A 7084-nucleotide genomic window follows, 5' to 3' on the forward strand; every position below is an offset into this window, starting at 1 on the left:
CGCACGCGTCAGGGACGCCTTGCGACAGCAAAATCAAATTGCGCCCATCCCGGCATAAACTGACTTGGTGAGGGTGGCGATATGGCAGCGCTCCTCGCTGCAGCGTCGGCGTGTCCCAGCCTACGCCTGCTCGCAAAAAGCAATACGGTTGCTGAGGTGCGCAGGCCGAAGGCCGGAGCCTCGAAGGACGGGGCGGGTGCCGGAGGCTGCGGCAATCTCCCCTCTTCCTCCGCCGTCTCGCCCCTCTTCTCTCCATGAATACTTCGTGCCTATATTGCCGCCACGCTGAGCACACCACGCCGCAACGGGCCGCGGTTGCTGCAAAGAGTTCTGGGCACGTCAAACCGGTATATTCTGTCGTGAGCGCTATAAGGTACTTGCTGATCCTGCCGCTGGCGGCGGTCGTCGCCTACATCACGCTCGTCGGGGTGGTCTATTTTTCTCAGCGAGCGCTGCTTTATCCCGGCGCCGGCGCCACAGCTGCTCCGGAGCCCACGAGCTGGGGCGAGACGGTCCACGTCAAGACGCCCGACGGAGAGATGCTTCAGGGACTGTACAGCCAGGGCGACAGCGACAAGCCCTGCGTGCTCCTGTTTTTCGGAAACGGCGATCGCGCCGGCAATTACGGGTTCCTCGCACAGGCGCTGGCCACGCGCAGGATTGGATTGCTGGCGATTTCCTATCGCGGCTATCCCGGATCGACCGGCTCGCCCAGCGAGCGGGGGCTGCTGACAGACGGCCTCGCCGCGTTCGACTGGCTTTCGGCACGCGCCGGAAGCCGGATCGTTGTGCTCGGCCGGTCACTCGGCACCGGCGTTGCTGTGAATACGGCCGGGAACAGGCCGGCCATGGGCGTCATTCTTGTGTCTCCGTACCTGTCGGTTCTGTTGGTTGCGCAGGCGCGTTATCCGTTCCTCCCGGTCAAGGCCCTTCTCAAGGATCCCTTTCGCTCGGACCTCAAGATCGCCAAGGTAAGACAGCCGAAATTGTTCCTCCACGGTCGGCTTGACGACAGCATCCCGCTTTCTTCGGGCCAGGCGTTGTACGAGATCGCAGCCGAGCCCAAGCGGATGGTGATCTATGACGGTGCGGGGCACAACGATATCTGGAACGACAGCATGATCGGTGAGGTGATCCGTTTCGTGGAAGCGCTCCAAGGAAACAGGCCGTAAGCCCCTTCCGGAACGATCATCACGCGCCGCCAATCTGTGACCTATCACCCAACTGGATGATTGTAATCGCTGGTCCGGGCTATAATTGACAGCAGCGACGGGGCCCGATCTTCACGACCAATTCTTTCTGAACGATCACGCGCCCGAGCAAGCAAATATGGCTGGTGTAAAAGAAGCTTCGTGGCTGGACCAGCCTCGATTCGTCATCGGATGATGATGAAAAGGTGACGACATGCGCAAAACGCTCGCAGTCGGCCTGACCGCCTTGATCACCATGTACTTTCTCGGCGGCATGAGCGCGAGACATGAGATTTTTCCTTGGCCGCAACTTTCGGCGGTGAGGAAAATGGTTGTCGGACAGAAGGCAGCCGCTCCAAGCCGATATACGTTCGACGACAAGGAACGATTGATCGGGGATGAAACAAAAACGCCTGTGACCTGCCCGGTTCAAACCGATCGAACGGCTGTCCTGCTCATTCTTGGCCAATCGAACGCGGCCAATGATGGTGGACAACGGCATCGGTCGAATTATGGCGCTCACCTTGTCAACGCCTTTGACAAACAGTGCTTCATCGCGGCGTCGCCACTTCTTGGATCGACCGATACCAAGGGAGAGTACTGGACGCTGCTCGGCAATGATTTGATCGCATCGGGGCAAAATGACAGCGTCGTCCTCGCGCCTCTTGCCTATTCCGGATCTGCGGTCGCACGATGGGCGACAGGCGGCGACATCAATCCGGTGCTGGTCGATACGGTCAAACAGCTTCAGGATTCCGGCTACCGGATAACGAGCGTCCTCTGGGTGCAAGGAGAGGCCGACCTGGTTTTGGGCACCACTGCGCAGGCCTATCAGGACCATTTCATGTCGATGGTCGACACATTGCGTCAGCACGGCGTCGAAGCACCCGTTTACATTTCGATCGCATCGAAGTGCCTCGAACCGAGCAACGGCGGCTTCAAGGAGCATATTCCGGACAATGCCATTGTGCGGGCGCAACTGGCGCTGTCAAAAAGCGGCCACGGTATCCGGGAGGGCGTCGATTCCGACGCGCTGCTCAATGGAGACGACCGCTACGACGATTGCCATATCGGGGGCTCAGGCGCGGAGAAAGTGTCGCGCGCCTGGCTGAACATTCTGCGCGGCGATCGCCGCCTGGAAACCTCGCGTTAGGCTTCGCCGAACCGATCCGGGGCTTGAGCCTGCTCGACGCGCCACAGGCCGCGGCGGCGGCGAGTTGGGCGCAAACAGGTTTCAGTGTGCGGCGCCTGGTTCCTCGTGTGCCCTCACGATGGCGTCCGCTTCCTTGCCGTACAGCTCCTCGAAGTGATCGAAGGTCTTGGAAAAGTAACCAATGCCTTGCGTCGCCGAGCGCAGCGACCGCGCCAGATCGTCAAGTGCGCCGCCCGGAACAAGTGCCCGGAAGATGTCCCATCCCTTGGCGGTTTCATCGCGGTCGAAGCCGAGAACCTGACCCTTGAGAGCGGAGACGATCTGCACGAGGCTGCCGGAATAGATCGACGGAATGTGAATTTCGCTGCGGAAGACCGGTTGCATCAAAACGGCCGCCCCTTCGGAAAGCGCCTGCCGCACGCCCATTTTCGACGCAGTCCTGAAGGCGTGTTCCGAACTGTCGACGGCATGGTACTGACCATCGAAGAGCGTTACGCCGACATCGATGACCTCGAAGCCGAGCGGCCCTTTCTCCATCGCTTCGCGCGCGCCTGCTTCGACGGCAGGGATGTAGTTGCGCGGAACGACGCCACCCTTGACGGTTTCGCTGAAGGTGAAGCCGCGGCCGCGCTCGTTGGGGCGAATGCTCAGCTTCACATCCGCGAATTGCCCGGCACCGCCGGTCTGTTTGCGATGCCGGTAGTGAACCTCGGAGGGCTTGGCGATCGTCTCGCGGTAGATCGGGCTGGGCGTTCGATCGGTGACGTCGATGTGGAAGACGTCGGACAGGGTTCGGCAGAGATCGCGCAGATGGACCGGGCCCTGGGCGCGGACGAGCTGGGCGCCCGTGCCTTCCTCCTGCAAAACGACAAGACCGCGATCCGTCTCGGAAAGTTTTGCCAGCGTTTCGGAGAGCTTGTTTTCATCGCGGTCGCTGCCCGGGACCAGGATCCTTTCAAGCATCGGCGTCGGTGGCTCGGTCCATTCGGGCGGGGCGATCGTTGCGCCTGACGTCAACAGCGACGGGACGGGCAAGTGGTCGGACTTGACCGTTGCGAAGACATCCCCCGGTGCAGGCGAGATCGCCGAGCCGGACCGTCCGTTTGCGGGATCCTGCACGGCGCCGAGGCTGGAGCCGCCCAGCAATGCGCCTTGCCGCAGTCCCTCGCCAAACGCACGCACCAGCACCGTCTTGCCGATATTCTGACGATGATAGGCATGGAAGCTCACGGCGGTCAGCTTGTTTTCATCGACATTGCCCGCACGCGCCAGGCGCTGTCTGAGAACGCCTGCCGGCGGCGCTTCGTGGCGCAGCGCCTTCATCAGCCTCATCATGCCGTTGCCGTGACTTGCGGCACCGATCAGGACTGGAATAATCCTGTTTTCGCTGAGAACGCGCGATGAAATGGCATAGAGGGCGTCGCTCGGCGGCTCGCGATCTTCGACCAGTTCCTCGAGAAGCCAGTCATCGAATTCGGACAGGTGTTCCAGCAGCTCGCTGCGCGCTTCGTGCTCGCGCTCGGCGGCGCTTTCGGGGATTGCGATCAGCGCCGAAGTCTGGCCTTCCCGGTAGCGCCACGCCCGTTCCGAAATCAGATCGCAACTGCCTATGATCCTGTCTCCCTCGCGGATCGGGATCTGGCGAAGCAAAAGCGTGTGGTTGGCGTAGTCTTGAAGCGCGGCGATCACGTCCCGCAGCCGGCCTCTCGGTTCGTCCATTCGGTTGACGAAGAGGATGCACGGCGTCCCCGAGGCTTCGACTATCCGCAGATAGGGCGCGGCGAGCACAGCCTCCTCCGGTGCCGAGGAAACACACAGGATGCAGGCGTCGCTGGCAAGAAGCGCGTGCTGTACATGCGCCAACGCTTCGTTGGGTCCTGGCGCATCCAGCGCACACCACGCCTCGTTTCCAAAGGTGAATTCCGTGAGGTTCAATCCATAAGGGGACCTGGATTTTCTCGGCTCCCCCTCCAGGGAGCCGAGCTTTTCCACGACTGTCGATTTTCCGGTCTGCGAGGGTCCAAGCACGGTAAAGCAGCGCATCGGCATTCCTCCAACTGCCATGAACACAATTTTCAGCCATCATAAGATGCCCTGAACCGCTGCAAGGCGCCAGAGGTGTTCGGTTTCACAACGCTTTGACCTGGAGACGTAGGAGCTCTTCTCGAATTGCCGGCGGGGCTGACCGCATCCAAAACGATCCATCCTGTCGCGATTTGCGAAGCGCCGCGCCGCCGGCGAGTTGGGCGGAAACGCACCCCCACTCTCCGTCATTCCAGGCCTTGAGCCTGGAATCCATGGCCGAGAGCGAAGACGCCGGCGTGGTCCTCAGGCCAAGCCCGAAGACGACGGAGGCTGGGTGGACCGGTATCCGAGTATGCGCGCGCTCGAGAAGCGCGCGCCTTTCACTCCCGTCTCAGCGGAAACCGCCGCTCGCCACCAGCCGTTCGCCGGTCAGCCAGCGGGCGTCGTCGGACGCGAGGAAGACGGCAATGTCGGCGATATCGTCGGGCTGGCCGATGCGGCCGAGCGGCGTCTGGGCGACCATGGTCTGCTGCAAATCCGAGCCGATGACGCCGGCCGTGTGCGTGCCCTCGGTCTCGACCATGCCCGGCAGGATGGCGTTGACGCGGATCTTGCGCGGGCCAAGCTCCTTGGCAAGCACGCTGTTGATGCCCTCGACGGCGCCCTTGGTGCCGGTGTAGACGGCGGAAGCCGGCAGACCGAGGCTGGTGACCACCGAGGAGATGTTGATGACGCTGCCGCCCTCGCCGAGATGCTTGGCCGCAGCCTGGGTGGTCAGGAGGACGCCGAGAACATTGACGTCGAACATGCGCCGATAATGCTCCTCGGTCACCTCGCCGATCGGGGCGAATTCATAGACGCCGGAGTTGTTGACCAGCACGTCGAGCTTGCCGAATTCCTTGACCGCGGCATCGACCACACCCTGGGCCTGTTCGGACTTGGAAACATCGCCCTGCACCGCGATGGCCTTGCCGCCGGCAGCCCCGATCGCCTCGACGACGGCGTCGGCTCCCGCCTTGCTCGAGGCGTAATTGACCACCACCTGCGCACCTTCGGCCGCCATTGCCTTGGCGATCGCGGCGCCGATGCCCTTCGAGGCTCCCGTGACCACTGCGACCTTCCCTGTGAGCTTAGCCATCTCTTCTTCCTTCTGATCCGGACGGCCGCCGGAATTGACGGCCATGTTCCGTAGTTCAGAAATTCGGAACTGTTGATCTCGGTTTCAAGGGGCACTATATAAAATTCATGCGACCGCTCTTTCACCCAGCCCTGGAGGACATCAAGCCCGAGGCGATCCTCTATGCGCTCTCCGATCCCGAGCGCGTCGCCATCTATGCGAAGCTTGCCGGCGCGGCCTGCGGCGGCACCTGTTCTGCGCTCGCCGATCTCGGCGACCGCGTCATCCCGAAGTCATCGCTGTCCAACCATTTCAAGGTGCTGCGCGAATCCGGGCTGATCCGCAGCGAACGCCAGGGCGTGGAGATGCGCAACCAGACCCGCTGCGCCGAGCTGGATGAGCGCTTCCCCGGCCTGATCAGGGCGATTCTGACGGCTTACGGACAGCTGCCCGAGCAACTGAAGACGGGTTGACGGCTCTTTGAGCAAGGATGCTCTCGATAACCGCTGCCGTTGGAAGGTCGCCTGGTCCTCGGGTCAAGCCGGAGGACGACCGGGATGGGAGGTGTTCTGCGGCAATAGGGCGGCATCTGGAGGAATCCGAATGCGATCGCGCTTTTTGCTTTCGCCGCTGGCCTTCAGACTTCCCGCAAAGAGACCCAGGCTGGTGCCTCGACCGGTGACGACAGTCGGTCTACCCGGCAACAGGCTCATCCTGACATCGTCTCGGACACGGCAAACTGTGTCGAAGAGAAAGGGTAGGCCTTCGAGCTCAACTGGTGTTCGGCATTTGGAGTCGCCCCATTGATCGGCATTTGCCACGGTAAACGAGAGTTCGACCTGATGGCCCGCGACGATGGCGAACGTCATCGGCAAGGCAACGGCAACAAGGTTCTTTCCCAGAAAGTAAGCAAAAAAAGGGGCTGATAACATGGCTATGGCCATTTTCCCATCGCCGATCGGAGTAACGTCCATGGCTTTCCAGGCGCGCCATGACAGGTACGCCGCGGGGAGCAAACCAGCCACAATCGAAGGATGATTTGCTTTTGATGTCCATTCGACGGATGGCAGGAAGATAAAGCCAGACATCCTCACGAAAATGACAAGCATTCCCGGCAACAGCCACACGGCCAACAAGATCCCGACTGATTTACCGACGAGTCGCTTCACCCTTCCTCCTTCTTTCGATTCCATCGAGATGATAGCGCGCTTCGAATAACGATCCGCATCGGCTGCATTACACTTCAACCATATATTTCCACATTTTATCAATCGTCGTCGGCAACTCGGACCAGCGAGTCTTCGATCACGACGGCGATGGAGGCTGGGTCCTCGGGTCAAGCCCGAGGACGACGGAGAGTGTGAGATGCCCTGCGGTAACAGGGTGAGGTTCGGCAAACCTGATGCAATCACACTTTCTGATCTCGCTGCCAGACTTCGTCATTCAAGATACCCGATGCCTATCCGCTGCGCCGGCGGAGCGTTTGGCGAGAACGCCAACCCCACTCTCCGTCATCCCAGGGCTTGATGTAAAGCCCGGATACATACCTGACAGATGTTCGGAGACATGCCTGACAGTTCCGGAATGGTTTTTCGGGAG

The 7084-nt window shown here is 61.1% G+C and carries 6 protein-coding genes; 3 read left to right on the forward strand and 3 right to left on the reverse strand.

Annotation, left to right across the window (positions count from 1 at the left end; translation table 11 throughout):
- The first annotated feature begins 359 nt into the window (after positions 1–359).
- Both CO666_RS33110 and CO666_RS33115 read left to right on the forward strand, forming a co-directional pair.
- Positions 360–1172, forward strand: coding sequence for an alpha/beta hydrolase (locus CO666_RS33110; protein ID WP_097616163.1), 813 nt, complete (start codon positions 360–362; stop codon positions 1170–1172).
- A 232-nt stretch (positions 1173–1404) separates the two neighbouring features.
- On the forward strand, positions 1405–2343 hold the full coding sequence (locus CO666_RS33115) for a sialate O-acetylesterase (protein WP_097616165.1): 939 nt from the start codon (positions 1405–1407) through the stop codon (positions 2341–2343).
- Positions 2344–2424: 81 nt separating this feature from the next.
- Here CO666_RS33115 and CO666_RS33120 read toward each other — a convergent pair whose 3' ends face one another.
- Complete coding sequence (locus CO666_RS33120; protein ID WP_097616169.1) at positions 2425–4386, reverse strand: elongation factor G; 1962 nt, start codon at positions 4384–4386, stop codon at positions 2425–2427.
- A gap of 373 nt (positions 4387–4759) precedes the next feature.
- The gene (locus tag CO666_RS33125) at positions 4760–5506 is read right to left on the reverse strand and encodes a glucose 1-dehydrogenase (RefSeq protein WP_097616171.1); all 747 of its coding nucleotides are present in this window, start codon (positions 5504–5506) and stop codon (positions 4760–4762) included.
- Between the two features lie 107 nt (positions 5507–5613).
- Between CO666_RS33125 and CO666_RS33130 the strand changes: the two genes are divergently transcribed.
- Positions 5614–5958: an ArsR/SmtB family transcription factor gene (locus CO666_RS33130; RefSeq protein ID WP_097616167.1), complete on the forward strand. Its 345-nt coding sequence runs from the start codon at positions 5614–5616 to the stop codon at positions 5956–5958.
- A 63-nt stretch (positions 5959–6021) separates the two neighbouring features.
- Here the strand turns inward: CO666_RS33130 and CO666_RS33135 are convergent, their stop codons facing one another.
- Entirely contained in the window at positions 6022–6732 is a 711-nt protein-coding gene (locus tag CO666_RS33135) for a hypothetical protein (protein WP_245436922.1), read from the reverse strand.
- Positions 6733–7084 lie beyond the last annotated feature (352 nt).

The organism is Rhizobium chutanense (assembly GCF_002531935.1).
Taxonomy (GTDB): domain Bacteria; phylum Pseudomonadota; class Alphaproteobacteria; order Rhizobiales; family Rhizobiaceae; genus Rhizobium; species Rhizobium chutanense.

Excerpts from the sequence above, each read along its gene's own strand:
- CO666_RS33115 (WP_097616165.1), top strand. The coding sequence starts at position 1,405 with ATGCGCAAAACGCTCGCAGTCGGCCTGACCGCCTTGATCACCATGTAC.
- CO666_RS33120 (WP_097616169.1), bottom strand. The coding sequence starts at position 4,386 with ATGCGCTGCTTTACCGTGCTTGGACCCTCGCAGACCGGAAAATCGACA.
- CO666_RS33125 (WP_097616171.1), bottom strand. The coding sequence starts at position 5,506 with ATGGCTAAGCTCACAGGGAAGGTCGCAGTGGTCACGGGAGCCTCGAAG.
- CO666_RS33130 (WP_097616167.1), top strand. The coding sequence starts at position 5,614 with ATGCGACCGCTCTTTCACCCAGCCCTGGAGGACATCAAGCCCGAGGCG.